This is a genomic window from Mycolicibacterium brisbanense (assembly GCF_001570425.1).
Taxonomy (GTDB): Bacteria; Actinomycetota; Actinomycetes; order Mycobacteriales; family Mycobacteriaceae; genus Mycobacterium; species Mycobacterium brisbanense.
This window is the reverse complement of the sequence record NZ_BCSX01000018.1, coordinates 197,353-222,926: the sequence shown is the minus strand read 5'-3', so window position 1 is coordinate 222,926 and position 25,574 is coordinate 197,353. Positions and strand designations below refer to the sequence as shown.

At 65.1% G+C, this 25,574-nt stretch carries 29 protein-coding genes; 15 read left to right on the top strand and 14 right to left on the bottom strand.

The genetic code is table 11. The features are described from left to right. Positions 1-48 precede the first annotated feature (48 nt). On the bottom strand, positions 49-1,062 hold the full coding sequence (locus RMCB_RS07695) for an SDR family oxidoreductase (protein ID WP_062828287.1): 1,014 nt from the start codon (positions 1,060-1,062) through the stop codon (positions 49-51). Positions 1,063-1,156: 94 nt separating this feature from the next. Further along, entirely contained in the window at positions 1,157-1,702 is a 546-nt protein-coding gene (locus RMCB_RS07690) for a hypothetical protein (RefSeq protein WP_062828286.1), read from the bottom strand. A gap of 152 nt (positions 1,703-1,854) precedes the next feature. Here RMCB_RS07690 and RMCB_RS07685 point away from each other — a divergent pair, with 152 nt between their 5' ends. After that, positions 1,855-2,340, top strand: coding sequence for a MarR family winged helix-turn-helix transcriptional regulator (locus tag RMCB_RS07685; protein WP_062828351.1), 486 nt, complete (start codon positions 1,855-1,857; stop codon positions 2,338-2,340). Between the two features lie 70 nt (positions 2,341-2,410). After that, complete coding sequence (locus tag RMCB_RS07680) at positions 2,411-2,602, top strand: CsbD family protein (RefSeq protein WP_029373436.1); 192 nt, start codon at positions 2,411-2,413, stop codon at positions 2,600-2,602. 316 nt (positions 2,603-2,918) lie between these two features. Here the strand turns inward: RMCB_RS07680 and RMCB_RS07675 are convergent, their stop codons facing one another. Together RMCB_RS07675 and RMCB_RS07670 are read right to left on the bottom strand one after the other, a co-directional pair. Further along, positions 2,919-3,527: an LGFP repeat-containing protein gene (locus RMCB_RS07675; protein ID WP_029373431.1), complete on the bottom strand. Its 609-nt coding sequence runs from the start codon at positions 3,525-3,527 to the stop codon at positions 2,919-2,921. Between the two features lie 346 nt (positions 3,528-3,873). Next, positions 3,874-4,671 carry a transporter substrate-binding domain-containing protein gene (locus tag RMCB_RS07670; protein WP_234792031.1) on the bottom strand — a complete coding sequence of 266 codons (798 nt, stop codon included), beginning with the start codon at positions 4,669-4,671 and terminating at the stop codon, positions 3,874-3,876. 568 nt (positions 4,672-5,239) lie between these two features. Between RMCB_RS07670 and RMCB_RS07665 the strand changes: the two genes are divergently transcribed. Continuing rightward, entirely contained in the window at positions 5,240-6,586 is a 1,347-nt protein-coding gene (locus RMCB_RS07665) for a phenylacetate--CoA ligase family protein (protein WP_109784201.1), read from the top strand. A gap of 13 nt (positions 6,587-6,599) precedes the next feature. On the opposite strand, the gene RMCB_RS07660 is transcribed toward RMCB_RS07665, so the two are convergent. Then, positions 6,600-7,253, bottom strand: coding sequence for an AmiS/UreI family transporter (locus RMCB_RS07660; protein WP_062828349.1), 654 nt, complete (start codon positions 7,251-7,253; stop codon positions 6,600-6,602). A 237-nt stretch (positions 7,254-7,490) separates the two neighbouring features. Then, complete coding sequence (locus RMCB_RS07655; RefSeq protein WP_062828285.1) at positions 7,491-8,486, bottom strand: helix-turn-helix transcriptional regulator; 996 nt, start codon at positions 8,484-8,486, stop codon at positions 7,491-7,493. A 384-nt stretch (positions 8,487-8,870) separates the two neighbouring features. Between RMCB_RS07655 and RMCB_RS07650 the strand changes: the two genes are divergently transcribed. Genes RMCB_RS07650 through RMCB_RS07625 form a run of 6 tightly spaced genes read left to right on the top strand, consistent with a single transcriptional unit; the run spans position 8,871 to position 13,884 of the window. After that, complete coding sequence (locus tag RMCB_RS07650) at positions 8,871-9,572, top strand: urease subunit beta (protein WP_062828284.1); 702 nt, start codon at positions 8,871-8,873, stop codon at positions 9,570-9,572. 1 nt (position 9,573) lies between these two features. Continuing rightward, positions 9,574-11,295 (top strand): urease subunit alpha, encoded by a 1,722-nt coding sequence (gene ureC / locus RMCB_RS07645; RefSeq protein WP_029373425.1) that lies wholly within the window; start codon positions 9,574-9,576, stop codon positions 11,293-11,295. 13 nt (positions 11,296-11,308) lie between these two features. Further along, complete coding sequence (ureG, locus tag RMCB_RS07640) at positions 11,309-11,929, top strand: urease accessory protein UreG (protein ID WP_062828283.1); 621 nt, start codon at positions 11,309-11,311, stop codon at positions 11,927-11,929. After that, positions 11,926-12,711: an urease accessory protein UreD gene (locus tag RMCB_RS07635; protein WP_062828282.1), complete on the top strand. Its 786-nt coding sequence runs from the start codon at positions 11,926-11,928 to the stop codon at positions 12,709-12,711. The genes ureG and RMCB_RS07635 overlap by 4 nt, the downstream gene beginning before the upstream one ends. Positions 12,712-12,722: 11 nt before the next feature. After that, positions 12,723-13,205 carry an urease accessory protein UreE gene (locus RMCB_RS07630; protein WP_062828281.1) on the top strand — a complete coding sequence of 161 codons (483 nt, stop codon included), beginning with the start codon at positions 12,723-12,725 and terminating at the stop codon, positions 13,203-13,205. Then, positions 13,186-13,884 (top strand): urease accessory protein UreF, encoded by a 699-nt coding sequence (locus RMCB_RS07625; RefSeq protein WP_029373421.1) that lies wholly within the window; start codon positions 13,186-13,188, stop codon positions 13,882-13,884. The genes RMCB_RS07630 and RMCB_RS07625 overlap by 20 nt, the downstream gene beginning before the upstream one ends. A 15-nt stretch (positions 13,885-13,899) precedes the next feature. Here RMCB_RS07625 and RMCB_RS07620 read toward each other — a convergent pair whose 3' ends face one another. Continuing rightward, on the bottom strand, positions 13,900-14,328 hold the full coding sequence (locus RMCB_RS07620; RefSeq protein WP_234792030.1) for a cellulose-binding domain-containing protein: 429 nt from the start codon (positions 14,326-14,328) through the stop codon (positions 13,900-13,902). A 165-nt stretch (positions 14,329-14,493) separates the two neighbouring features. On the opposite strand from RMCB_RS07620, the gene RMCB_RS07615 reads away from it, so the two are divergent. Then, positions 14,494-14,895, top strand: coding sequence for a type II toxin-antitoxin system VapC family toxin (locus RMCB_RS07615; RefSeq protein WP_062828279.1), 402 nt, complete (start codon positions 14,494-14,496; stop codon positions 14,893-14,895). Positions 14,896-14,966: 71 nt separating this feature from the next. On the opposite strand, the gene RMCB_RS07610 is transcribed toward RMCB_RS07615, so the two are convergent. Continuing rightward, entirely contained in the window at positions 14,967-16,163 is a 1,197-nt protein-coding gene (locus RMCB_RS07610) for a DUF480 domain-containing protein (RefSeq protein WP_062828278.1), read from the bottom strand. Between the two features lie 238 nt (positions 16,164-16,401). Here RMCB_RS07610 and RMCB_RS07605 point away from each other — a divergent pair, with 238 nt between their 5' ends. Next, complete coding sequence (locus tag RMCB_RS07605; RefSeq protein ID WP_062828277.1) at positions 16,402-16,857, top strand: DUF1942 domain-containing protein; 456 nt, start codon at positions 16,402-16,404, stop codon at positions 16,855-16,857. A 19-nt stretch (positions 16,858-16,876) separates the two neighbouring features. Here RMCB_RS07605 and RMCB_RS07600 read toward each other — a convergent pair whose 3' ends face one another. From RMCB_RS07600 to RMCB_RS07585, 5 genes are all read right to left on the bottom strand, one after another. After that, complete coding sequence (locus RMCB_RS07600; RefSeq protein ID WP_062828276.1) at positions 16,877-17,770, bottom strand: phenylalanine 4-monooxygenase; 894 nt, start codon at positions 17,768-17,770, stop codon at positions 16,877-16,879. Between the two features lie 196 nt (positions 17,771-17,966). Beyond that, entirely contained in the window at positions 17,967-19,355 is a 1,389-nt protein-coding gene (locus RMCB_RS07595; RefSeq protein ID WP_051244364.1) for a hypothetical protein, read from the bottom strand. Positions 19,356-19,437: 82 nt separating this feature from the next. After that, complete coding sequence (locus tag RMCB_RS35810; RefSeq protein WP_131805499.1) at positions 19,438-19,662, bottom strand: hypothetical protein; 225 nt, start codon at positions 19,660-19,662, stop codon at positions 19,438-19,440. 62 nt (positions 19,663-19,724) lie between these two features. Continuing rightward, positions 19,725-20,195, bottom strand: coding sequence for a QcrA and Rieske domain-containing protein (locus tag RMCB_RS07590; RefSeq protein ID WP_062828275.1), 471 nt, complete (start codon positions 20,193-20,195; stop codon positions 19,725-19,727). A gap of 134 nt (positions 20,196-20,329) precedes the next feature. Further along, positions 20,330-21,208: a helix-turn-helix transcriptional regulator gene (locus RMCB_RS07585; protein ID WP_062828274.1), complete on the bottom strand. Its 879-nt coding sequence runs from the start codon at positions 21,206-21,208 to the stop codon at positions 20,330-20,332. 171 nt (positions 21,209-21,379) lie between these two features. Between RMCB_RS07585 and RMCB_RS07580 the strand changes: the two genes are divergently transcribed. The 4 genes from RMCB_RS07580 to RMCB_RS07565 all read left to right on the top strand — a co-directional run bounded on the left by RMCB_RS07580 (position 21,380) and on the right by RMCB_RS07565 (position 25,226). Beyond that, positions 21,380-21,715 carry a carboxymuconolactone decarboxylase family protein gene (locus RMCB_RS07580; RefSeq protein ID WP_062828273.1) on the top strand — a complete coding sequence of 112 codons (336 nt, stop codon included), beginning with the start codon at positions 21,380-21,382 and terminating at the stop codon, positions 21,713-21,715. A gap of 303 nt (positions 21,716-22,018) precedes the next feature. After that, complete coding sequence (locus RMCB_RS07575) at positions 22,019-22,783, top strand: alpha/beta fold hydrolase (RefSeq protein ID WP_062828272.1); 765 nt, start codon at positions 22,019-22,021, stop codon at positions 22,781-22,783. Positions 22,784-22,926: 143 nt separating this feature from the next. Beyond that, positions 22,927-24,354: a serine hydrolase domain-containing protein gene (locus tag RMCB_RS07570; RefSeq protein WP_062828271.1), complete on the top strand. Its 1,428-nt coding sequence runs from the start codon at positions 22,927-22,929 to the stop codon at positions 24,352-24,354. Between the two features lie 131 nt (positions 24,355-24,485). Continuing rightward, the gene (locus RMCB_RS07565) at positions 24,486-25,226 is read left to right on the top strand and encodes a cutinase family protein (RefSeq protein ID WP_084388397.1); all 741 of its coding nucleotides are present in this window, start codon (positions 24,486-24,488) and stop codon (positions 25,224-25,226) included. A 26-nt stretch (positions 25,227-25,252) separates the two neighbouring features. Here the strand turns inward: RMCB_RS07565 and RMCB_RS07560 are convergent, their stop codons facing one another. Further along, the gene (locus tag RMCB_RS07560) at positions 25,253-25,573 is read right to left on the bottom strand and encodes a hypothetical protein (protein ID WP_029373408.1); all 321 of its coding nucleotides are present in this window, start codon (positions 25,571-25,573) and stop codon (positions 25,253-25,255) included. Position 25,574 lies beyond the last annotated feature (1 nt).

Here is a 25,574-nt window from a genome sequence, read left to right as displayed (position 1 = left end):
CTCCTTCAAAAGTGTTGTCGTTTTCGGGATTTGCGTCGCCACCGCGGTTCAGTGCCGGTATCGGGTCAGCACGGCCCCTCCGGCGGTGAGCGCGGCGGCGGCCACCGACAGCGAGCGCGCATGCCGAGAAAGCCACACCTGCGGCGAGCGACTGATCGAGCGGTCGTCGAAGGAGCCGTGTGCTCCTCGGTCGCTGTCCGGGCGCTCGTCGAGGGGCTGCCACAGGTTGTTCGGCCGGTCAGGGCCGACCGGCTGGCTGGTCTGTTGTGATGAGTAGCCGGTGCGGGCGAGGTAGCGGTCGAGCACCGGTGGCATCATGCGCTGTGCGAGGACGGTCAACGCCGTGCTGGCACCGACCCAATATTGCTTACGCTGTGGATGGTCGGCTGCCCGCAGGATGGCGCGGGCAGCCACTTCGGGTTGATAGATCGGCGGCACGGGCTGAGGGTGGCGCGGCAGCCGCGACAACACCCAATCGAACTGGGGCGTGTTCAGCGCAGGCATCTGCACCACGGTGATGTGGACATTGCTGCGGTCGTGCAGCAGCTCGGTGCGCACGGACTCGGTGAAACCGTTGATGCCGTGCTTGGCCCCGCAGTACGCCGACTGCAGTGGGATGGCGCGCGCGCCCAGTGCGGAACCGACTTGCACGATCGCACCGGCATCGCGCGGCTTCATCCGAGCCAGTGCAGCCATCGTTCCGTGGACGAAACCGAGGTAGCTGACCTCGGTCACGCGCCGGAACTCCGCCGGAGCGATCTCGGTGAACGGCGCGAACACCGACGTGAAGGCGACGTTCACCCACACATCGATTGGCCCGAAGGTGTTTTCGACCTTGGTGGCCGCGGCATCGACCTGCTCGAAATCGGCGACATCCGTGGGCAGCGCCAGCGCTGTCCCACCCGCGGCCTCGACGTCATCGGCGGCCCCGCGCAGCCCGTCCTGCCCGCGGGCCAGCAGTGCGACGCGATCACCTCGCTGCCCGAAGGCTTGGGCAGCGGCACGTCCGGTGCCGGCGCTTGCACCGGTGACGACCACGGTGCGAGATGAAGTGGTGGTCATTGAGAGTCCTTTCTGTTCGCGGGCAGCCGAGAATCGGTGTGAGGCGGCACAGCCAGGCGCACTGGGAATTCGATGAAGTCGGGCATGCTGCAACTCATGAGCCGGAAGAGTCGAATCGTTCCCGAGACGACGTCGCGGAATCGGTGTGGTGGCGCGTCCGCCGCGTCGGAATCCAGGCCGGCCCCTGGAGCTGGTCCGGCAGGATCCACATCGCTGATGCGATGCTCCAGCAAAAGAGGATCGTCCACAGCAGGATCGCAGGCGCGGTGAATCCCATCGGGCCGGGATCGTGGTGTACCGCGGCGACCGAACAGATGATCATCAGGGCCACGGCGGCGGCACCCATTCCGAGCGTAAAGACCTTCGCCGTCCGGCGATGCAGAACCGACAGGGCCGCAAGCGCGGCGATGGTCAGCAGGACAGCGCTCAACATCGGCGTGAGCGGCACCCCGAGCACCGACCATCCGTCGTGCTGAGGGCGGACAAGAACGCCGATCAGACCGGTCATGCCGAGCACACCTGTCGCGACCGCTTCGCCTGCCAGGATCAAGCGGCCCTGTCTCCAATGGGACGGGTTGAGGCTCACCCGGCGTAGGCCAGCCGTCTGCGGTGGCATCGGACCGCGCGTGTCTCGCGCCATGCTGCCTCCTTGGTCTGCTGATCTCGGCGGCCGGTTACCCAAACGGCCGTCGTTTACCCGGCCAATGGCGATATATCCAGAATGGATGTTTTGCAAACAGGGATATTTGACTCGGTGCACGACATTCATTGCGGATGTATGCTGGCGGTCCCATGAGTGCCGCAACGGACGCGACCGCGGTCGCGAAGCCTGACGCCCAGTACGTCGCCCAGCTCGAACGGGCCACGCGGGGCTTGCTCGCACTGAACGTCGTGGTGTTGGAGGAGATCGAGAAACGCGTGGGGCTGCCGACGCTGCGCGCGCTGCAGTCCCTACAGCGCCTCGGCCCGTGCCAGGTCACGGAATTGGGAGACGACCTCGACATGGCGCCGTCGAGCGCCAGCCGGCTCAGTGATCGACTCGCGGACGCCGGGTTGATCACCCGCAACGTCGCCCCGCACAACAGGCGCGCGACGATTCTGGAGATCACCGACGCCGGGCGTGCGATTCTCGACGAGGTCGTCGCGGCGCGCGCAGAACGCTTCGGCGCGGTCACCGAGCAGATGAGCCAACTCGAGCGTGAGCAGCTTCTCGCGGGGGCCGCGGCCTTTACGGCTGCCTACAACCGGCTGGCCACCCGCGCCTCGACCGACGCCTGAGGATCGGCGCCAAAAACGGGTACTCCCCTCGCTGATTCTTCAGGACAGCAGAGTGGGCAGGAGTGGTGCGATGAGTGGCGCCGACAAGGCCAGGAACAAAGTGGATCGGGTCAGGGGCAAGGTCAAGGAGACATTCGGGCGCGCGACCGGCGATCCCCAGCTGGAAGCGCAAGGCAGGGCAGATCAGCGGGCGTCTCACCTCAAAGACGCTGCTGAAAAGGTCAAAGACGCGTTCCGCCCGCGACGCCGCAGACAGCTCTAGCCGAAACCGACACCGGGACACCCGTATCCGCCTGCGGGCGTTCACCATTGGACTGACGGCTATGGCTACCAAGGTCCAACGCCCACACCGTTTTCAGGTGTGGCTGCTAAGGAGACCACCTCCGCCGCAGCTGCTGGGCCTGGTTATCAGTCCGCGAACACGATCGTCATATCTGGGCTACGAGCGCAGCCACATCACCCAACCCAGCGTCCTCGCCGCGCTGCGACACGACAAAGCCCCCATGCCGAGATAGCGGCGACGCGCAGACCGCGACCTCGAAGCCGCTCAATTCACTTGTGGGGCTGCGCGACCGCCGCTACAGCCCCGACGGCACGACCTTGTCGTTGACCGTCACCTCAACCTGACCGGTCTTCGGGTTGTACTCGATCTTGCCGTGCTCGAACGTCGACACCAGCACATCCCCGACGGCGTTCTCGTCGCTGGTGGGCACGCCCAGCGGGCCGGCGGAGCCGTTGTCGCCGGTGACCGAAGGTACGCCGTTCGCGTCGCGTTGGACATTCCACGCCTCGCGGATCTTGCCCCACGTGATGTACGCGGGGGTGCCCGCCTGGTCGTTCTTGGCGATGATCACGCCGCCCTGGAACTGCTGGAACACCACCCCGCTGTCCCGTGTCCCGGCGTTGTGGTCACCGGTCAATGGTTTCCCCAGGGCGTCCTTCTGATGCTGGGTTGCCGACTGGTACTTGGCAGCGATCGGGCCGGTCAGCGTCACCTCGACGTCCCGTTCCCCGATCAGCTTCACCACGGCAGGATCCGCTGGGGCCGCCGCTGTCGTGGTCGCAATCAACCCGACCTGCGGTGACGCCGACTCGTCGACGCCGTTTCCAGTGCTGCAGCCGACAGTGATGAGAGCGGCGGCCGCCAAGCCGGCAAGGGCCGTATTACGGGATGCGATCGTCCTCATGGTGTTCCTCTCGCGTCTTCCTGCGGTGTGATCAAGTTGCTGAACCGCTCGTGCGACCCGGACGGCAACCGAACCACCGGCGTGGCGGGCAATTGCGGTCCTCGTAGCTCCGAACCGACCTACGACGCGGCCATAGACGGCGAGCCAGAGCATCTGTGTAGAAGATCACGAATGCTCGATGAAATCCACCATCAATTGCACCGTAGGCCCTTCGATGTGTCCCTGCCGTGCCGGCGGACGGAAACGAAACCGCCGCAAAACCGGGGTGAAAAACTTTGGTCGGCTCAACCTTTGGCCTCATGTGTCGAGAGCGGCCCCGACGCCGCCTGCGATCGTCTACGAATCCTCACGGTCCGGTGACCGCGCCAAAGTACTTCTGGCTCAGCGCGGCATACGTTCCGTCGTTCAGGGTGATGTTCAGCCACTGATTGATCCACTGCTGCAGGTCTGTCGCAGGTTGCGTGATGAGATACGCCTTCTGCGAGAACGTGAACGGGTGATCCAGGCTCTCACCACAGAGCTGAGGATTCTGTCTTGCCTGCCAACGGATCTCGCTGGTGTCCGTGATCATGGCATCGGCCACACCGCTGACGATTTGCGAGAAAATCGTATTGTTGTCGGGATAGTTCACCACTTGCGCGTTGTGCAGATGATCCTTGGCGAAATCAGCATTGGTGCCACCGGGATTGACCACGACGCGGACACCCGGCCGGTCGATCTCGGACAGGGTCTGGAATTTCGCACTGTCAGCACACCGAACGATGGCCGCCTTCCCATCACGCAGGTACGGGGAGCTGTAGAGGGCTTGCTCGGCGCGCTTCAGCGTGATGCTGATTCCGCCCATGGCCACATCGCACTTGTTGTTCAGATCGTCGACCAGGTTTGCCCACGTGGTAGGCACCATGTCTACCCGGACTCCGAGCCGACCGGCCATATCGTTGGCCATATCGACGTCAAGGCCACTCCAAGCGCCTCGGGGATCACGATAAGTGAATGGGCGATAGTCACCGGTACTGCACACGCGAACCGTGCCGCGCTGCAGCACTTGCGCCAACCCGCCGGGTTTCGGCGGGCTCGGGGGCGACGTCGTCGGACTCGATCCACATCCTGCGGTCAGCGCCAGCATGCCGACCAGTGCGACCATCTTGACCACCCGCATCACGGTGACCGGCCCTCTCACTCGGGACGCGAAGGCGACTTTCGTCGTTCGCTCACTCAAACTACCCATCGCTGATCTTCCTCGACCATCACCTTCTTTTGCACAAGAGCCCATCCGTTCCGTCGTCGCGATCAGGGCGCCACGGCGATGAGCACAATGCGCACAAGCACAAGATCGCGCACTGCGCGGCTTGCGCGCACAAGCGAGCCGTGACCATGGCGCCGGGGTGATAGTTGCTGCGCGCCGGAGATCGGCGCAACCACAACAACGATCTGTCGAAGGAGCACTGACATGAACGGATACACACTGGTCTCTCGGATCGCCGACTTCTTCCGTGCCGGATACCCGACGGATGCACCTCGGCTGGGACATGTGGCATTGATTGCGATGTGCCCAGCGGCCGTCAGCGTGGTGCGACCGGCCGAGACGACCCGAAACAGGCTCGGATGAAGCAGTTTCTCGCGGCGACGGCCCGGCGATGGGGCAGGCCATGCAACGCTCACGCCGATTGCGGTGTCCTCGTGACACACTCGGTTCGGAGATAGGAGCCGCCATGGACCGGGCCGCGTACGAACGCCTTCGCTCCGCCCATCTCAGCGCCGTTCAATCGGCACTCGACGATCACGTCGGCCGCCTCGACTGGTCGGCCGATCGACTCCGCCGCCACCGCGACCAGGCGTTGCGATCGCTGCTCGGCTACGCACGCGAACGCTCGCCGTTCTACGCCGCCCGGCTGCGCGGACTCGACCTCGATACGGTGACCGCCGCCGACCTGGCATCGGTACCGGCACTGACGAAAGCGGAGGCACAAGCGGAGTGGGACGCCATCATCACCACACCGGATCTCAATCGCGCTCAGGCAGAACATGTTCTGAGTGAGCAGGATTGGTTCTCCTACACCTCCGGCGACCAGCAGGTGTTCAGTTCTGGCGGCTCAAGCGGGGTGCGCGGGGTGTACGTCTGGGACTGGCAGTTCTTCGTCACCACTGCGTGCCTTGCCTGGCGCATTCAGGCTCGGGACGAGCGCCGTCAAGGCTCGGTGCCGAATGCGCGACTGGCGGTGCTCACCGCAGGGCTGCCGCCTCACGCCAGCACCCCGCTGTTCGACGTGCCGACCACCGCAGACATGCAGACCCTGGTCATCGAAGCCGGCGCACCGTTCGAGGAGGTACTTGCCGCGGTCGAACGGTACGCCCCGACGCACCTGGTGGGGTACGCCAGCGTCATCGGCCGGCTCGCGCGCGCCTCGCTGACGGGTGACCTGCGCATCCGCCCTGTCCGGGTGAGCACCAATTCCGAACCACTGCTGGCCGCAGACCGCGACGCCATCGTCGATGCCTGGCATGCCCCACTGCACAATCTTTGGGGCTCAACGGAAATCGGGGTGCAGGCTGTCGGCTGTTCGCAGGGATCCGGACTGCATGTGTGCGAGGACGAGGTGATCCTCGAAAGGGTCGACGGACGGACGCTTGCGACCTGCCTGTCGAACCGCACGTTCCCCTTCATCCGCTACGACCTCGGCGACGAGATCACGATGACGTCCGAGCCGTGCGCGTGCGGCATGGCCTACCCGCGCGTCGCCGACATCAGCGGCCGCCGTGACGATGACTTCGTGTACGGCCCATATACGGTGCCGGCCAGCGCCTTTCGACATGTCCTCGGTACCGACCCCCGCATCGTCGAATACCAGGTGGTGCAGACCGAACGCGGCGCCGACATCATCGTGGTGGCGGGTGGCGGTGTCACGGACTTGTCCCCCGCGCTGGCCAAGGCGATGCAGCGCTTCGGCGTCACGTCGCCGGTTGTTCGGATACGCACGGTCGAGAGGCTCGTGCGCAGTGAAGGCAGCGGCAAGCTCAGGCGCTTTGTGCCACTGCCAAGGCCGCAATCACCGGTCTGACGCCCTAGACAGGTCAGACCCGTAGATCCGCCTTGACGTCGTGGCCGACATCGGCAGACGTATCACGACGGGCACTGCGCTGTGCCAGCGCCACCGAAAGCACTGTCGCGATTGCCAACACCACGAGCGCGCCGTAGCCCGCCGCCACCGAGGTCGTCCAGAGCCCGTTGAGCAGCAGGAGCGCGGGGACCGTACACGTCGGGATACCCAGCAATATCACGAACCATCCGGTGAAATGTCCCAGGTCAACCCGTCCTGCCCTCGTCACACCAAGCCCCAGCATCACGAAGAACAACGTCCAGATGATGGCCCAGGTCGCCCAGATGACGGCGAACACCGGGTCTGTGCCGACGCTCCTGATCGCAAGAAAAGTCACCACCACCGCCACGAACGAGCAGTACCAACCGAATCCCCGCCCGTCGATGTCGAAGATCTGGATGAGCCCGAACCACAGATAGGTGAATCCGAACAGATAGCTCGGCCAGGCGGCGTTGACGACGGCGAGGTCGCCTCCCGACTGTGCAAGAACCAGCGTCGGCACCACGATCTGAGCGGATCCGACGAACAAATTCAGCGGCGCTGCACCGCGCCCATCGACGACTCCGATGGCCACCAACCCGTTGACCAGGAGCACTACCCCGACGAATAGCAGTCCGACATTACCCATCAGCGGCCGGCCCAGTCCGCGGACGGACCGCTCTGCCTGATCGATCCGAAAGCGTCTGGGTGCAGCCATGTTTCGCCCAGGTGGGTGATCGCGCGAGTAGGTTTCAGCATGTGTCAGGACCCCTGTCGTGTGACGGTGAGTTCTCGACAGCGTAGAAACGGCCGCATTGCCGCGGCTATGGGAGGAATCTCCCATTCGGTTGTCCCGGCACGACACTCGGTCGATGCCGAGCGGATCTCACCCGGACGCCACACCATGGGTGTCGAGATCGCGCAACATTCTGCCGGACAACAACCCCCACGACATGGCCTGCGACACGCAGGACGCCCGGTTGCTGGCGCCGAGCTTGGCCGTCGCACTCTCCAGATGGTGTCCCGCCGTACGCACGCTGATGAACAGCTGCGTCGCGATCTGATTGTTGGTCAAGCCGCGGGCGGCAAGGGTGAGGGCATCGAGTTCGCGCGGGGTGATCCCGAACGGCAGCGCGGAGCGGGTGATCAGCATGACGGCGTGCAGGCTGTCTTGCGGGAACCGCGGCGCCGTTCCGATGTGCCGCACATGCAACCATCCCGTTCCGTCATGCCAACGCGTCGTCGTACCCCCCACTGTGGCCGCCGCCATCTCACCGACAAGTGCCTCATCGATGGGCGCGTCCCACTGGCCGCCCAGCCGCAACAGGTGCGCACGGCCCGTCCTGTCGACCGCCCAGGCCTGAGCTTCCGGCCCCATCAGTTCGGCCACCATGCGTGGCCTCACCGAGAGGTCCAGGTGTTCGGCCATCTGCAGGCGCAGCATGTTGATCTCGTCCACGTCGTTATCGCTGGGATAACGGGGATCGTCACAGTTGACGTGGATGGTGCCGGCGTAATTGCCCTCAGCGGTGACCAGCCGCGCCGACAGCCCCTCGTCGAACCCAGCGGGGGCGAAGACCCCGGTCACCGAGTACGTGGTCCGGTAGGCCGGAAAATCGCGCCACCGGAGCGCTCCGAGACTACGTCTGCGCATCGCATCGAACAGCGGGTCGTGCTCGACGAACCAGGTGTTGAAGTGATCCATCACCTCATTGGGGTAGCCGTGGTTTGCGATGGAGAGATGCCGATGCTGAATCGGGTCCCACAGGCAGATCGCCGACGCGGACGACGCCACCCGCTTACCGAGGGCGTCCAGCACCTCGCTTGCCCGGTCTTCAATGCTGGCGTCACTGTCCAGCATCGCGGCATAGGTGCTTGCCATCGCCAGAAGTCCCTTCGTGCGGTTCACCAGAACTGGTCCGCCTCAGGTGTCACGGACCGCGGCTCCGCGGAGTGTAATCCCCGAAATGTGAATCTGTGCCGCATTCAGAGAATTCAGCCGACATTTGCCCGATCTCTCAACACGGAACGCGGCCACTGGCGAAACCATAATTGGCAGCGCATGTTTGGCGCACCAAATGGGAGATTCCTCCCATAGCCGGGCATCGCGGCCGTTTCTACGCTGGCGAGAACTCACCGTCACACGACAGGGGCCACGACACATGCTGAAGCTCACCCGACATCGCCGTACCGCGCTGATGTTCGAGCCACTCCGACCCGTACCGGCAGAAGCGGCTCTCAGCCGCCGCATCGACGGGCTGACATCATGCATCTGACACCCAAGGATGAAGACCGGCTGCTGCTTTTTCTGGCCGCCGAACTGGCTCGCAAGCGGCGCGCTGCCGGGTTGGCCCTGACCTACGCCGAGGCGCGGGCACTGATCGCCGACGAGGTCGCCGAGTCGGCGCGAGCCGGCGGCAGCGTTGCCGAGGCCGCTGCTCACGGTGCCGGCCTTCTGACCGATGACGACGTGCTGCCCGGCGTCCGCACACTTCTCGGCTCGGTCCAGGTGGAGGCGCTTTTCGAAGACGGGCAGAAGCTGGTCACCGTGCACGACGCGATCACCCCGGGCAACCGGACCGCGGCCGAGCTCGCCGTCATACCCGGTGAGATCCTCACCGCCGAAGGCGATCTGGAGCTCAACGCGGGCCGGCAAACCGCGACGGTGACGGTCGAGAACACCGGTGACCGGCCGATCCAGGTCGGCTCGCATTTCCACTTCTTCGAAGCCAACCGGGCACTGCGCTTCGACCGGGCCGCAGCCTTCGGGATGCGTCTCGACATCCCGTCGGGCACCGCGGTGCGATTCGAACCGGGTGAGGCTCAGGATGTTTCGTTGACGCAGTACGCCGGCGAACAAGTCGTCATCGGACAGAACGACATGACGAACGGCCCGACCAAGACCGAACCGAGTGGAGAGCTCATGACCAACCTGCACCAGCACGGCTTCTTCGATTCGGAGGCCTGAGATGACGCACCGGATCAGCCGTCAGCGCTACGCCGAACTGTACGGGCCCACGGTCGGCGACCGGGTTCGATTGGCCGACACCGAATTGCTGGCCAAGGTCGAGGCCGACGCAACGGTGTACGGCGACGAGGCCGTATTCGGCGGCGGCAAGACCATGCGCGAGGGTATGGCCGTGCACGGCGACGTGACCAACGCCGAGGGTGCGCTGGATTTCGTGATCACCAACGCATTGATCATCGATGCCGTGCTGGGTATCCGCAAGGCCGACATCGGGATTCGTAACGGCCGCATCGCCGGCATCGGCAAGGCCGGTAACCCACGCACCATGGCAGGCGTCGACCCGGAGCTGATCATCGGCGCGGGCACCGACATCCGCTCCGGCGAGGGCATGATCGCCACTGCGGGCGCGATCGACGTTCACGTGCACTTCGACAGCGCCGGACTGGTCGAAGAGGCCATCTCAAGCGGCATCACCACGATGATCGGTGGCGGACTCGGTCCCGTGACGGTCGGTATCACCTCGTCAGGACCGACCAACCTGGCCCGAATGTTGAAGGCGGCCGAGGCATTCCCGATGAATTTCGGATTCCTCGGAAACGGCAGCGCATCGAGCACCGCACCCCTGATCGAACAGGGGCTCGCCGGTGCCATCGGGTACAAGATCCACGAGGACTGGGGCGCAACGCCCGCCGCAATCCGCGCGTCCTTGGACGCCGGCGACGAATTGGACCTGCAAGTGCAGATTCACTCAGACACTCTCAATGAGGCGGGGTTCTTCGAGGACACGATGGCCGCCATCGGCGGCAGGCCCATCCACACCTACCATGCCGAGGGCGCAGGTGGTGGGCACGCACCCGACATCATGCGTGTGGTCGGCGAATCATACTGCCTGCCATCGTCGACGAATCCGACAAACCCCTACACGCTCAACACCTTCGACGAACACCTGGACATGGTGATGGTGTGTCACCATCTCAACCCGCGGATCCGCGAGGATGTCGCGTTCGCGGAGTCGCGGATCCGCCGTGAAACCATCGCGGCCGAGGACGTCTTGCACGACCTCGGCGCCATATCGGCCATGGGTTCGGACTCCCAGGGCATGGGGCGGATCGGGGAAAGCATCGCGCGAACATGGCAACTGGCATCGCACATGCGGGCCACCCGTGGGCCCCTCCCCGAGGATGTGACCAGCGGCGCCCCGGCCGACAACGCCCGGATCCTCCGCTACATCGCGAAGCTGACCATCAACCCGGCCATCCTCTTCGGCATCGACCACGAGGTCGGCTCCCTGGAGCCGGGCAAGCTTGCCGACATCGTGCTGTGGGAGCCGAAGTTCTTCGGTATTCGTCCCGAAGTCGTGTTCAAGGGCGGATTCCCCGCCTGGTCGGTGATGGGTGAGGCCAACGCTTCACTGATGACCTGCGAACCACTGAAATACCGACCTCAGTGGGCAGCCTACGGTCGCACCCCTGCCGACGTCTCGGTGAACTTTGTCGCCGAGGGGGCCATCGCAGGCGGGCTGGCCGGAAAGCTGGACCTGCAGACCCCCCTCGTAGCCTGTCGCGGCGCCCGGTCCCTGACCAAGGCCGATCTGCTGCACAACAATTACCTGCCCGACATCTCGATCGAACCCGATACCTACCGCGTGATCGTCGACGGCGAATTGTGCACCAGTACCCCGATGACAGCTGTCCCGCTGGGGCGGCGTTACACCTTGAAATAGGCAGGAAGACAACATGAGTGAGGTACTCAGAATCGGTATCGGCGGTCCAGTCGGGTCCGGGAAGACCCGACTCGTGGAGACGTTGGTTCCCGAACTCGTCCGAAAGGGTCTCAGCGTCGCGGTGATCACCAACGACCTGGTGACCGACGAGGACGCCCAGCGCGTGCGGCGCAGCGGTGTCATCGACCCCCGCCGGGTGCGAGCCGTGGAGACCGGGGCGTGTCCGCACACCGCGATCCGTGAGGATCCGTCAGCCAACTTGGCCGCCGCGCGGTCGCTGGCCGCGGAGTTCGAGGACCTCGACCTGATCCTCATCGAGTCGGGTGGCGACAATCTGGCCGCCACGTTCACCGCGGACCTGGTCGACTATTGGATCTTCGTGATCGACACGGCCGGCGGTGACGATATCCCCCGCAAGAAGGGCATCGGTCTGCTGCAGGCGGATCTGCTGGTAGTCAACAAGATCGACCTCGCCGACTTGGTGGGGTCCGATCTGGACGGGATGCGGCGCGACTGTGACATCGCCCGACCGACCAAGCCGACGGTGTTCACCGACCTTCGCTCCGGGAACGGGTTGGACCAGTTGACCGAGGTTCTGTTGCGTGACGCCATGCTCGTCCCGAGCCGCCCGTGATCGAGCCCGGCGAGCTGTCCGTCCACGCGGTCATCGACGGTACGGGGCGGACCCGCATCAGCAACCTCCGGCAACGGTTTCCGCAGCGGGTCACCACCGCCCTGCACTCCGATGAGCGGTTTCCGCGCGCCGCGCTGCTCTGTGTCCAGAGCCCCAGTGGTGGGACGTTCTCCGACGACAACCTGCGTACCACCGCGGTGTGTGGGCCGGGATCCCACCTGCTGCTCACCACCCAGGCCGCCACCCAGGTGTACGCCGGGGACGGCCCGGGTGCCACGCATCGGCTGCAGTTCACCGTGGTTGACGACGCAACGCTCGAGTACTTGCCCAAAACGGTCATACCGCAATCAGATTCGAAGTTCGACCAGAATCTCGAGATCGACATTTCGCCGAACGGGACGTATATCGGGTGGGAAGCCGTGGCCGCTGGTCGGATCGCCCATGGCGAACGGTTCCGCTACGCCCGCAGTGACTTTGCCGTCACGGTGCGCAGCGAGGGACGCGTGGTGGCACGGGACCGGCAGCGGTTCGCTCCGTCGGTCGCGCAGTTTCTCGACGGCGACTATGTCGCCAGCATGATGGTGCTCACTCCGGGTCGACGACCGGTCACCGACGTGGTTCGAAAGGCACTGGCAGGCCTGTCCGGCGTGCGTGGCGGGGTCGGCGAGTTGCCGGGCTCCGCCGGTATTTTTGCGCGACTGACCACAGACCGTGCGCCTGCGCTACGCCATGCCCAACAGCGTGTCCACGCGGCGGTGCGCGACGCCGTCCTGCCCCACTGAAAGGTGCCACGATGCTCAACGCCGAAGCCATTCTCGGCAACGCAACCGACCCGCAGTTCGCCGGGCGCAAAGTACATCACGTCGACATCGGTTGGGGCGACGCCAGTAAACACCGTCAGCGGGTCACCACCGATACCGGTTACGAGGTGATGATCGTCCTCCCCCGCGGTACCTTCCTGCACGACGGCGCCGTGATCAGCGATGACGGGGCCGAGGTGATAGTGGTGCGCCGTCCGCCCGAACCCGCCATCCGAGTCCGGTTCGCGGACAACACCGGCCGCGCCCTGATGATGTTCGGTCACGTGCTCGGCAATCAGCATGCCCCGGTCGACGTGGACGACGACGGGCTCACCGCGCCGCTGTTCACCAGCGCCCACGCGGCCCAGCATCTGCTCGCCGACCTCGGCCTCGTCGGCGAAGTGGGCGCCGTCGCGATGGCCCGCAACGGTTGGTCCCGTACGTCCGCGGATAGCCATGCCGGCCATCACCACTGATCCCGACGTCGGAGCGGCACTCTGGATGCAATTGCACGACAGCGCTTTTCCGGCGGGGCGGTTGGTCCACAGCCATGGATTGGAGGAATGGTTGGCCGCACACCCCGACGCCGACGCCGCCACCCTGGAGGCCACGGTGTTCGGTTACCTCATCCACGGCCACGCTCCGTTGGACGCCACGATCACCGCGCACGCCTGGAGTGCGGCCGACGCACCGGACCGTCTTGCCGAACTCGATGAACTCGCCGCCTCGTACAAGCTCTTCGGCAACGCGAGGACCGCGTCGACAGCGATCGGCCGCCAACTCGCTTCCACCGCAACGGAAATCGGCATGGTGGGAGATGATGCATATATCTCCGGTGTGATCACCGGAGTCTTTCCCGGCCACGCGGCGGTCGTCGACGGCGCGGTCCAGTCGCGACTCGGAATTCCCCGGCACATCGCCGTGCTCGGTTCGATGCAATCGATGATGGCCTCGCTGCTCAGCGCCGCGGTGCGGCTGGGCCGATTGGGCCCATTGCAGAGTCAGCGCATCCAGTTACGCGGCGCCGAGTTGGCTGTCCAGCTGTCAAAGGAGGCTTGCGAGCGCCCACTGCACGAATTGTCCAGCACAACACCCGCCCTGGAGATCAGCGGCATGCGTCATGAAGAACGGACGTCGAGACTGTTTGCCACCTGAGCCGCGTCCTGGTCGCTAACTGCACCGATATTGGCCGTTGAGCACACAATTCGACGGTGGCGAGTAGAAGCCGCTGAGCACGCCTCGGATCCCGCCCGTTGCGGTACCGCCCGGGGCGATGATGCGGTTCCAGTTTGCGGGTCCGATCACATAGTGCGTGCCATATTGGGTGAAGGTGCTGCTCCACGTGTGCGAGATGGATTCGCCGGGCGGCAAGTCAAATTCGAGCTTCCAGTCGCTGAGCGGCACCGTGCTGGCGTTGGTGATGACAAAGCGGGCGATGAAGCCGGTCTGCCACGTCGATGTCACCGATAGGGTCGCCGCGGCCGCGGCCGCGTGAGCTACGGGCGGGATGGTAAGCCCGAGGGTGACAACCACCATTGCCGACAGGATCAGGTGAAGCGCTGTACGCCAGCGCTTCACATAGTTGCCCACCTCGACCACAACGTCCAACACTAACGCCAACGAGACGGTGCCGGCCGCCGTAAGCCGGGTGGGCTGCAAGACCTTTGCTCAACTGAGACCACGGCGAGATGTTTGCCGTGACCTGGTGCGCCTCGCCGACCCAGCCAGTCGGCAACGCACACCGACGCGTGCGATGGTGCTCGTATGACAACGTTCGTCATCGATGCACAGGTGGCCATCGACCTCGCCCGTGGCGGCGTGGCCATTCCACCGCAGCACAGCCTGGCGGCCCCCACGTTGCTGCGTTCGCAGGCGCTGGCCCTCGTGTATGAATCGGTGCGCTGCGGTCAGATCGACGAACGGATCGGCCGACGGGTTCTCGACGGAATTCGCGGGCTGCGGATCCGACTACTCGGCGACCGATCACTGCAAGACCACGCGTGGCGGATCGCCGCCGAGCTGAACTGGCCGGACACGTACCGCGCCGAGTACATCGCGCTGACGCAGCTGCAGGCCGATGCGCTGGCCACCGCCGACGGTCAGCTCGCCGCCGCGGCGCGAGCATTCGTCGACACCGTCACACCCGACCACATCCTGCGACCATAGAAACACCGTCTGCGGATAGGCTCAGCCCCTGTCCCGCAACGGATATCGGAGTCGGCGCGTGGATCAGTCCGTCATGGCCGCCGGGCCACGACGTACAGTCGCTGGGTGGTCTCGCCGCGCGATTCATGCGGTCCGCGCAGATACCACTCGACATCGGTGAGCCCCGCCGCCTGTACCGCCGCAACGACCGTGGTCGCATCATGCAGCACCACGTCCAGGGCAGGCACGTCGGTGTCGAACCAGTTGGTCACCCGGCGTACCTCGTCACCGGCATGCAGAGCGAGCACCAGCAGGCCACCGGATGCGAGTGGCCGAGCCAGCGCGGCGACCGCGCCGGGTAGTTCGGATGCGGCGAGGTGGATCAGGGAGTACCACCCGAGGACGGCACCCCAACCGGCGGCCGCTGCCGGCCGCATCAAACGCCGCAGATCCCCCACCTCGTAGCCGACGTCAGGATGTCGCTGCCGCGCCTGGGTGATCATCTCCGGGCTGAGGTCGAGACCGTGAGCGTCCGCGCCGGCGGCTGCGAGGTACGCGGTCACGTGACCCGGACCGCAGCCCGCATCCATGATCGGCAGATCACGGGCCGCCACAGCCACACGTTCGAGGAGCCAGCGCTCGAACGGCAACGCGTCGAGTTCGTCGGACAGCTCACGCGCGTAGGCGGGAGCCACGGCACCGTAGGTCGCCCGCACCCGATCGTCGCGGGCCTCGGGCGAGTCCGCGATGGGCGCCTCCCGATCGACCGCCGGGCGCACGGGCAGCTCGCCCGTGTCGACTGGGCCCAGTTCGTGCACCCATCGGTAGTCCTGCTGGCCCGGTCGCCGGTCGAGCCGCCGCACCAGCGGTTGATCCCGCTTGCCCATCCGGTCCAGGCACGCTTCGACCGCGCCACGGTCGGAGAACGGGAACAGCCGCTCGGTTCGAGTGCGCAATTCTCCGGGCGCCTGCGGTCCGCGCAGGAGCAGCACGGTGAGCACCGCCCGCTCGTCGTCGCCGAGTTCGAGAAGCTCCGACAAGGTCTGGTGATACTTCAGAGTGCGCCGTCCGGTGTCGGACCACACGATGCGCAACAACCCGCGGTCCTTGAGCGCTCTGGCCGTCTGCTCTACCGTCCGTTCGTCGAGGTCCATGACCGGCTCGCGGCTGCTGGTCTGGTTGCAGGCGGTGCGCAGGGCAGACAGCGTCAGAGGATACGACGCGGGAACCGTGACCTGCTTTTCGAGAAGGCTTCCCAGGATCCGCTGCTCGACCGGCTCGAGGTCCATGCGCAGACCCTACTTCGACACCATCCGGGCGGTGATCCAACCGCCGTATTGTTCGTCACTTCAATGGCTTTCGGTGGCTCAGGCCGGTGGTAGCAAACGTTCGTAGAGGTTCTGGTGGTCGCCACACTGTGCGCACCGCCGTGCCGAGCAGGTTTGAAACCCGCCGGTTTGGATAGACCGACTGTAGGTCGGACGGTAATTACGCCTGGACAACAGGGCTTGGCGAAGGGAGCTTGACGTGATGTTCTCACGGATCGCATCGAAAACGACGGCTGTTGCTACCGGAATCGTGACGGCGGGAGTGTTGGCAGCGGCACCGGCGCTGGCCGACCCGGAAGCGCTGCAATTCGGCCAATCGGCAGAGATACCCAGCCCGGGTGGCGCCATCCAATACACCGTGAGCAACTTGCAGCCCAGTGGCCACAATGACGGCATCTGGTACTCAGATGTCACCGCTCAGGCGGTGAGCGGCTTCCCGACACCCAACATTTCCGATTTCAACGCGCGGGCCGTCAACAGCTCGACCTATGCGGATATGAAGGGCAACGAGACCGACGGTCTACCCAATCAACCGATCGCGGTGGGCAGCCAGACATCAGGCCGGATCTATTTCGACGTACGCGGCGGTACGGCACCCGACAGCGTCGTTTATCGCGACGCCGGCGGCACCGACAAGGTTGTCTGGAAGGGCTGATCGCCTCGGACTTCGCCGCTCAGGTCGGCGCCGACGCGTCATGCAGCAGGCGCTCGACCATGGCGTCGTCGACATCGGTGAAGAACGCACCGACCACGTCTTCGATCTCATCGAAACCCTCGGCGCAGAAGAGCACCGGCTGATAGTGCGTGATGTCGTACGTCTGAACACCCATGCGGCCGACATCGAGCGCCCGGAGTTCGGCATGCTCGATCTGCTGGATCTCGCCGTATGAGGAAAGCAGCCCCGCGCCATAGGTGCGCACTTCCCCGTGCTCGCGCACCACACCGAACTCCAGGGAAAACCAGAAGACCTTCGAGACGAACTCCAGCGCCTCAGCCGTTTCCACGCGCCGTGCCGCTTGTCCCGCCAACCGGTACAGCGCCGCGAAACGATCGTGAGCCAGACAGTTGCCGTGCCCGACCACCTCGTGGATCAGATCGGGTTCTGGCGTGTACAGCGGCACGGAGTGGTGCCGGAGGTACTGCGTCGAGTGGAAAATCCCATCGGCAAGGAAACCGTAGAACTCGCGCAGCGGCACCAGGCCGGCTGCCGGCACGTATTGAAAGCCGGTCAGCGGCTTGAGCATCTCGTTGACGTCGACGAGTTGCGGAATGTGATCCTCGGGAAGCTGCAGTCGCTCACGGCCCTCCAGGTAGGCAGCGCAGGCCAGCCGCCGGTGCAGCTTGTGCAGTTCGGCGCACGCGATGCGCCAGACCTCTTGCTCGGCGTCGGTGTACGTCGCGATCGGCGGTGGTGTGCCGGGCTGCCAATCCATGGCGAGTGCGGCTATCTCATTGCGCCGCGCACGGTATTCGGGGTCGACCGCACCTGGGTGGTCGGCAGCCAGGTGAACGGTGACGCCATCTCCCGAGCGTGTCACCGGAGCATAGAGCTGAGCTTCCTCGAACATTGCTGCCTCCCGGAGATCCGGGCGTCGCATAGTGCGGCGTCGCTCGTGGCCGACCGTCGCTACGGCTTGCCACAGCGGCAGCCAGCCGGATTATGTCTTCCTGCAAACCAGGATATGCGCGCGACGGGCTTGGCGACGGATGCGCGCTGATGCGCGTCAACCGATTTCGACCGCACATCCGCTACGGCATCCGGGACTACCGCACCGAATCCATGGGGATCGGCGGGCTGACCAGACGGAAGTGCGACTTGCTGCGTTCCATGAATCGCCGCTCGTATGTGCCCTTGATCTGCTTGCCGTCCAGCTCGCCCGTCAGCACCAACCGGTCCTTGTCCGGCTGGGTGGCGCGCAGCACCACCTGCGTCGAATCCGACTCCGGCTCGCGCAGCTCGAGGCGATCTCCGTCGATGTTGAGCAGCCACCTGGTGGTGTAGCCCGCGGGCCCCTGGCTGACAAACCTGACCACGCCGAGTTGGCGCACCTTGTTGCGGTCGGTGATGGCGACGTTGACCCACGGCTGCGGACTTGCCTGGTTCAGCGTCGCTTCGCGCCCATCGACAGTGAATGATGTTGCGCGCCAGACGCCGTCGAGCGTTGAGCTCGGCGTGTGATAGCCGATGTACGCCAAGACGCCACCCACGCCGGTGATGGCCAGCAGCATGGCGGCGATGCCGAATTTGGCGACCACTCCAGCTCGTCGCAGCCAGCGCTTGTCTGCCCACAGCGGCGACCACAGCTCGACCGGGCGGGTCCCGCCGCGATTGAAGATCACGCGCGCCAAGTTCGGCCAATACGGGCACGTGATAGCGATTGCCACCAGGAACAATTGGGCCGCAACCAGCTTGACCGGCACGTCGTAGGTCATGTTCAGCAGGAACACCTGGGCTGTGGAGATCACCGACCCGAGCGCCCCGAGCACCCACGTGCGGTTCCACAGCAGGAGCAGTCCCGACAGCAGTTCGACCAGACCAATAGCGACCGAGTACGGCTCGGAGGCCCCTACGAAACCCCACAGGACGTTGAACAGGCTGGTGTCACCCGTCAGCTGCAGCTGATGCTCCGGCAGCGCCATATACCCCATCTGGACGGGGATCACCTTGCCCCACCCGTAGAAGATCATCACCAACGCCAGGCCGAAGCGCGCGAACACCAACAGCGAAGCAGCCAGGCTCCGGTAGTTGGGACGCCGCCGATCCATGACCGTCCACAACGCAGTGATGGGCAGTGCCACCGCAATCCATCCGAGTTGGAAACACCACATCCACAACATGTCTCCACCGGCAGACCTGGTGATCTCGACGCTGCGACCTCGAGTCAGATAGCTACCGATCTGCGCGAGTAGCCACAGCAGGCGCTCGCACGGATAGTGGCCCTCGTCGAAACCCACGACACTGCCGAATACCGTGACCAACAGAACCACACCGCCGGTGACGGCAAGCATTCCACCACCAACGGTGAAAAGCAGTCGGAAACCCAGTTTCTGAAGCGATGTCCACTGCGGGACGCTTTCGGCGATATCAAGTGTTTCCGTGGTGGGAATCGGCGAGTACGCGGCTCTCGTCACGGTAGCTAGGGTAAGGCTCATTGCGCTTCCACGCGCGTTAATTGACGAGAAGCCGTGGGCGTCACTTCACCAAAACCCTTGGCACTAACGCGATCTCGATTGGCTATAACTGACGTCCGCGTGGATGAAGGTACGGAAGAATGCAGAAAGAGCAAATAATCTGGGTTGCCACTCGCATTTTTCCCACAACCGGTTCACCTGCGAGATCTTCGGTTCTGAATGTCGACGGTGCGTCACGCCAGTTCATCGCGATGTGGGCAAGCTGATCGGCCAGTGTGGCGTTGCCAGAATTGAGCCGTTGTGAAACATCGGCGATCAACTCAACCATTGCGGGGCCACGGATTCTGACGGGCCGGACACCCGAACCAATCGCGGTCGGCTCGCAGCGGGTCAGGTGATGGTGAGGGTGTCACCGGTCGTCGTGACCGTCTTCGGCGCCAGAGGCTGCTCGGCCGGCCCCTTCACGACAGAGCCGTCGACATCGCTGAAACGGCTGCCATGGCAGGGGCAGTCGATGGTTCCGTCGGCGACTTTCGCCACCAGGCACTGCTTGTGCGTGCACACCGCTGTGAACGCCTTGAACTGGCCGGGCTGCGGTTGGGTGACGACAACCTTGGGCTCCTTGAGCACGACACCCCCGCCCACCGGCACGTCGGACGTCTTCACGGATACGGGTGCCGCCGCGGCCGTCGAACTCGGCTCACTGCTCGCGGACTGACCGCCCGACGGCGACGGTTCTTTACCGCCGCACGCGGTGACGGCCATCCCGGCGGCGACCGCTCCGGCACCGATGAGAACGCCGCGGCGGCTCGCCACGCGCGGCCGCTCGTGCAGTTCGGCTGTGTGCCCGGTCTCTGTCATGTGCCCAGCCCTTCGTTGCGCCTAAGCAATGGTCGCAGACAAAGTGCTCCCAAGATGGCGAATCTCGGCATAGTCGTGGTACCGACCCGACAGCCCGACCTACGGCTACCGAGAAGCCCTGCAGGCCAACGCAATCAGATGTCGGACCGCGCGTCGGAGGCTGCCCAGCTCGCGAGCATGCGCAACTTTTCGTCGGAGGATGACCCGGGGGCGGCGGTGTACCCGTTGAACACCAGCCGGTGGTCACCGGTGGCGCGCACATCGAGCGAGTCGTAGGCGAGGTCGATGGGACCGACGACCGGGTGGTTGAAGTGTTTGAGCCCGGTGCTGTGATTACGCACATCGTGGGCGCCCCAGCGGCTGCGGAACGCCTCGCTGCGGGTCGCGAGTTCACCAACGAGGTCCGTGAGTTCCTTGTCGTACGGGTCGCGGCCCGCCTCGGTGCGCAACAGCGCGACCGTGGTGTCCATCGAACCCGCGTAGTCCGGGAAGAAGTCGGCAGCCCGCGCGTCGAGGAAGTTGAACCGGGCGATGTTGGCTTTCCAGGCGGGTTCGTCGAGCACCGGCGCGTACAGCGCCCGGCCGAGAGCGTTGGTCGCGATGATGTCGAGTCGACCGTTACGGATGAACGCGGCGGCTCCGGTCATCGCGTCAAGCAAGTGCTGGAGGCTCTCCGGGAGCCGCACGGGCGTTCGACGACGCGGGCTTCGCGCAGGCTTGGCGGCGCGGGCCAGATGGAACAGGTGGGCAGTCTCGGCGTCGTCCAGCAACAGAGCGCGGGCGACCGCGGCGAGCACGTCGTCGGATACACCCTTGATGTGGCCCTTCTCCAGGCGGGTGTACCAGTCGGTGCTCACCCCGGCGAGCACCGCGACCTCTTCGCGGCGCAGCCCGGGAACGCGGCGTTGAGTCCCGCCCGCGGGGAGCCCGACTTGGTCAGGGGTGATCCGGCCACGGCGTGTGGCCAGGAAATCACGGATGTCGGCGCGCTGCGGGGTGCCGCTGGTGTTCACACCTCCGACGGTACGACCAGCCGTCGCCGGGATGGGGGTCGCATTTGTACCCCCTCCGGTTCGACCTGTCGCGCGCGGTCGAATCGGGGTTATCTGGCGGTCGTCTCAGGGATCGGGTCGGACGCTGAGCCCACCCAACACACGCACAACGCCGAAGAGAGGAAACCAACGATGAGCGATGAACAGAACACCGGCTGGACGGGCGGCCAGCGCGCTTTCGGCGACTTCGCCCCCGGCATGGTGCACTACACCGACCGCGTCCTGTTCGACGAAGTGTGGGAACGGCCGGACCTGTCCAAACGCGACCGCAGCCTGATCACCGTCGCGGCTCTCACCGCCATGGCCAAGACGGATCAGCTGCACTTCCACCTCGGGTTCGCCCGACAGAACGGGGTCACCGACGACGAACTGAAGGAAGCCCTGCTGCACCTCGCGTTCTATTCGGGTTGGCCCAACGCGATGGGCGCCACCACAGTGTTGAAGAACATTGTCGAGAACGACGAGTGAGACGCACCGGCCAAGACGCCGACAGGACCCAGACCAGGTCCGGCCAAAACCCGGCATTCACAAGCGAATTCGCAATCAGCGTAGGCCATGCAGATGGGGATCGCCACCGTTCGGTTCGACAGGAAAATGGTTGGACGGCGCCACGTTCGCATTGCTAGCGTGCGCAAGACCGTGGCAGTACGCGAGGAGGTGAGCCCCATGGACGCAGTAACCCTGTGGGTGCTCCCACTCGTGTTCACGGTTGGGCGATCGAGGTAGGTGTCGCCGGGAGCGCCGAAACGGCAATCCCGAGAGGCAACCGCTATGCACTTCACTTCTGAAACATCGTCCAACGGTGTCATCGAACGTTCCTTCACCCTGGATGACGTCACCGGCGTCCTCTGGTCACCAGAATCTGTCCCAGGCGCCGCTCCCATGGTCTTGGCCGGTCACCCGGGTGGGCTGCACAAGAAGGCCCCGGGACACGTCGCCCGGGCCCATTCCCTGGTGACCGTTGACGGTTTCCATGTCGTCTCCATCGACGCACCTGGCCACGGTGACCGGCCGCGAAACAGCCGGGACGAGCGCCGGATCGCGGAGTTCCGCCAGGCGCGGGCCGAAGGCAGTCCGTCGTTCGGCCAGATCCTTGCCGAGTACAGCGCCTCGGTGGCCGAGCGTGCCGTCCCCGAATGGCGGGCAACCATCGACGCCGTGATGTCGCTGCCCGAGATCGGCGCACATGTTCCGGTTGGCTACTCGGGCATGTCTCTGGCGGGCGCGGTCGGGATACCGCTCGCAGCGGTCGAGCCTCGGATCACCGCGGCACGCTTCGGCTGGCTGTCCGCGCATGACGCCTTGCTTGAGGCGGCGAAACAGATAACGATCCCGATCGAGTACCTGCTCCCGTTGGACGACAAGGAAATTCCACGCGCATTCGGTCTCGAGTTGTTCGATGCCTTCGCCTCGGCCGACAAGGTGCTGCACGCCTTTCCGGGCGGGCACAGCCAGGTACCGACAGATGGCCGGATCGACACTCGGTTCTTCGCGCGGCATCTCGGGGGTCATCGGCCGGCCTGCGACATGACGTGAAAGCGGGTTCGGCGGCCGGGGCCATACCGGCCGCCGAACCCCCTGGCCGATATGCGTAAGCCCTGCTACTCGACCGATCGAATAGGTATTCTCAGACCGCGGCACCGACTTGGAGCAGCGCACGAGAAGCGTTGGGCAACACGATGAGCGTATGTACCGAGACGGCTCCGCCGGCGGCTTTTGACGAGCTCGACACCAAGATCACTGCGGGCATGGCGGCCTACGGCATACCGGGCGCTGCCGTTGCGGTCTGGGCCGGCGGCCACGAACATGTCAAAGGCTTCGGTGTCACCAACGTCGACCATCCGAGACCTGTCGACGGTGACACGGTCTTCCGGATCGGCTCGACCACAAAGACGTTCACGGGCACCACGGTGATGCGGCTGGTCGACCAGGGCGACGTGGATCTGGACGCGCCCGTGCGCCGTTATCTGCCCGACTTCGCTGTGGCCGACGCGGCTGCCAGCGCCTCGGTGACCGTGCGGCAACTGCTCAATCACACGTCGGGCTTTCTGGGTGACGACATTCAGGGATTCGGGCGCGGTGACGACGCAGTGGCCCGCTATGTCGCCGCGATGGCGCGACTACCGCAGCTGACACCGCCGGGAACCGTGTTCGCCTACAACAACGCAGGTTTGGTGGCGGCCGGACGGATCATCGAGGTCGTCACAGGCTCGACCTATGAGTCGGTGGTGCAGAATCTAGTGCTCGAGCCGCTGCGGATGGGCCACTCGCACTACTTCTCCGACCAGATCATCGGCTTGAACGTGGCCGCCTCGCACACCGTTGTCGACGGCAAACCGGTTGTCGACACCGGTTTTTGGACGTTCCCACGCAGCTGCCACCCAACCGGCGGCCTGATGTCCACGGCACGAGATCAATTGCGGTACGCGAAGTTTCACCTCGGCGACGGCACGGCACCCGACGGCGCCCGGCTGCTCAGTCCGCAAGCCCTCACGGCAATGCGATCCAACCCGGGCGCCGGAGGCACACTGCAGGTCGATCTCACCGGCATGGGCATCACCTGGATGCTGCGCCCGTCGGCGGAGAACGTGACGGTCGTTCAGCACGGCGGCACCTGGAACGGCCAGCACTCGGGATTCTTCATGGTGCCCGACCGCGACTTCGCCATGACCGTCCTCACGAACTCCGACGGCGGAGCACAGCTGATCAACGATCTCTTCGGCGACGACTGGGCGCTGCGCCGGTTCACGGGGATCAGCAACCCGCCGGCCACGGCCCAGGATCTCGCCGCCACCGACCTGGAGCCCTTCCGGGGGCGCTATGTCGCCCAGCACGTCGCCGAATCCGGTGATCCGGGGCAGACGGTCATCGACTTCGAGGTGGGAAGCGGTCGACTTGACGGCACGATGACCGCCGATGACATCACGGGAAGCAATCCGAATTCGCAGACCAGCCACCGAATGGGCCTTGCCTTCTATCGCCCGGATCACGGACTCGACCTGGGAGCCGACGCCAAACCGATCGGAACCCGCTCCGATTTCGTACGCGGTGCCGACGGCACCATCACCTGGTTCCGCAGTCACGGGCGCCTGTATCGACGCCAATAGCGCGGGGCATGGGGGCACGCCGCCCGCGGCGGAAACCCTCGGCAGATCGTCGGCGTCACCTGCACACCCCAGGGCCGTTACGTAACATCGATCCAGGCAATCGGCAGTCCTACGCAACGCAAAGGTTCTCCATGTACACAATCGATTGCACTGAAGCCCCCGTGGCGCCGCCCCAAAAGGGCCCGCGCAGGTTCGCGGGCATCCTCACGATCGCCTTCGCCGTGCTGGCATTGGCAAGCGCTCCGATACCCGTTGCCAACGCCGAGCCGTGCCCGGATGCGGAAGTGGTCTTCGCCCGCGGCACAGGCGAGCCTCCGGGTGTCGGCGGCATCGGACAGGCGTTCGTCGATGCACTACGCGCCAAGGCCGGCGCCAAATCGGTCAATGTCTACCCGATCAATTACCAGGCCAGTGCCGATTTCGGCGACGGTTTCCAGTTCGCGCTGACCGTCATCGACGGGATCCGGGACGCTACCAACCACATTCAGGCCGTCGCCGCCACCTGCCCCGCCACCAGAATGGTGCTCGGCGGATTCTCTCAGGGTGCTGCCGTGGCAGCTTTCACCACGTCGGCGGAGATCCCCGAAGGCGTCCCCGCAGCTTTCGTGCCGCCGCCGATGCCGCCCGAGATCGCCAACCACGTCGCTGCCGTCGCATTGTTCGGCAAACCCTCAAACCAGTTCCTCAGCGATGCCGGCGCCCCGCTGATCACGATCGGTCCGCTGTATGTGCCCAAGACCATCGATTTGTGTGCCAGCGGCGACAGCGTCTGCGACGGAGCGCCACCCGGGCCGCCTACCGGAGCGCACAACTCCTACATCGCCAACGGCATGGTCGATCAGGCCGCCCAGTTCGCCGCCGGCCGACTCTGACGACGAACTGGGATACGCGGCGGGCACTAACTCTTCGCGCCTCTCAGGCCCGTTCGCGACGGCAGCGCTTCCTTTTTGAGCGTGCGCTTCGCCGGGTCAACTGAATAGCGCGCACGCTCGGAGAATTCGTTCGCACCTACGTGCAGAACCTGCAGCCGCTTGGTGTCGAGCCCCAAGTTCTGTGCAGCCCTGAGCGTCTGAGCTTCCAACTCGGCCTGCGAGGTGTCGGGCGCCCCTTCCATCGTCACAACGCGATGGACGTGATGTATTTCGCCACCCTGCGGATCGAACAGTAGACAGCAACTGACCGATTGCACGTTCTGCGAACCAGTAGACGAGAAGTTCATG

Bases quoted from the DNA above. Each gene is read 5' to 3' on its own strand.
- RMCB_RS07695 (WP_062828287.1), bottom strand. From the start codon at position 1,062: ATGACCACCACTTCATCTCGCACCGTGGTCGTCACCGGTGCAAGCGCC.
- RMCB_RS07690 (WP_062828286.1), bottom strand. From the start codon at position 1,702: ATGGCGCGAGACACGCGCGGTCCGATGCCACCGCAGACGGCTGGCCTA.
- RMCB_RS07685 (WP_062828351.1), top strand. From the start codon at position 1,855: ATGAGTGCCGCAACGGACGCGACCGCGGTCGCGAAGCCTGACGCCCAG.
- RMCB_RS07680 (WP_029373436.1), top strand. From the start codon at position 2,411: ATGAGTGGCGCCGACAAGGCCAGGAACAAAGTGGATCGGGTCAGGGGC.
- RMCB_RS07675 (WP_029373431.1), bottom strand. From the start codon at position 3,527: ATGAGGACGATCGCATCCCGTAATACGGCCCTTGCCGGCTTGGCGGCC.
- RMCB_RS07670 (WP_234792031.1), bottom strand. From the start codon at position 4,671: ATGGTCGCACTGGTCGGCATGCTGGCGCTGACCGCAGGATGTGGATCG.
- RMCB_RS07665 (WP_109784201.1), top strand. From the start codon at position 5,240: ATGGACCGGGCCGCGTACGAACGCCTTCGCTCCGCCCATCTCAGCGCC.
- RMCB_RS07660 (WP_062828349.1), bottom strand. From the start codon at position 7,253: ATGGGTAATGTCGGACTGCTATTCGTCGGGGTAGTGCTCCTGGTCAAC.
- RMCB_RS07655 (WP_062828285.1), bottom strand. From the start codon at position 8,486: ATGGCAAGCACCTATGCCGCGATGCTGGACAGTGACGCCAGCATTGAA.
- RMCB_RS07650 (WP_062828284.1), top strand. From the start codon at position 8,871: ATGCATCTGACACCCAAGGATGAAGACCGGCTGCTGCTTTTTCTGGCC.
- ureC (WP_029373425.1), top strand. From the start codon at position 9,574: ATGACGCACCGGATCAGCCGTCAGCGCTACGCCGAACTGTACGGGCCC.
- ureG (WP_062828283.1), top strand. From the start codon at position 11,309: ATGAGTGAGGTACTCAGAATCGGTATCGGCGGTCCAGTCGGGTCCGGG.
- RMCB_RS07630 (WP_062828281.1), top strand. From the start codon at position 12,723: ATGCTCAACGCCGAAGCCATTCTCGGCAACGCAACCGACCCGCAGTTC.
- RMCB_RS07625 (WP_029373421.1), top strand. From the start codon at position 13,186: ATGCCGGCCATCACCACTGATCCCGACGTCGGAGCGGCACTCTGGATG.
- RMCB_RS07615 (WP_062828279.1), top strand. From the start codon at position 14,494: ATGACAACGTTCGTCATCGATGCACAGGTGGCCATCGACCTCGCCCGT.
- RMCB_RS07610 (WP_062828278.1), bottom strand. From the start codon at position 16,163: ATGGACCTCGAGCCGGTCGAGCAGCGGATCCTGGGAAGCCTTCTCGAA.
- RMCB_RS07600 (WP_062828276.1), bottom strand. From the start codon at position 17,770: ATGTTCGAGGAAGCTCAGCTCTATGCTCCGGTGACACGCTCGGGAGAT.
- RMCB_RS07595 (WP_051244364.1), bottom strand. From the start codon at position 19,355: ATGAGCCTTACCCTAGCTACCGTGACGAGAGCCGCGTACTCGCCGATT.
- RMCB_RS35810 (WP_131805499.1), bottom strand. From the start codon at position 19,662: ATGGTTGAGTTGATCGCCGATGTTTCACAACGGCTCAATTCTGGCAAC.
- RMCB_RS07590 (WP_062828275.1), bottom strand. From the start codon at position 20,195: ATGACAGAGACCGGGCACACAGCCGAACTGCACGAGCGGCCGCGCGTG.
- RMCB_RS07580 (WP_062828273.1), top strand. From the start codon at position 21,380: ATGAGCGATGAACAGAACACCGGCTGGACGGGCGGCCAGCGCGCTTTC.
- RMCB_RS07575 (WP_062828272.1), top strand. From the start codon at position 22,019: ATGCACTTCACTTCTGAAACATCGTCCAACGGTGTCATCGAACGTTCC.
- RMCB_RS07570 (WP_062828271.1), top strand. From the start codon at position 22,927: ATGAGCGTATGTACCGAGACGGCTCCGCCGGCGGCTTTTGACGAGCTC.
- RMCB_RS07565 (WP_084388397.1), top strand. From the start codon at position 24,486: ATGTACACAATCGATTGCACTGAAGCCCCCGTGGCGCCGCCCCAAAAG.
- RMCB_RS07560 (WP_029373408.1), bottom strand. From the start codon at position 25,573: ATGAACTTCTCGTCTACTGGTTCGCAGAACGTGCAATCGGTCAGTTGC.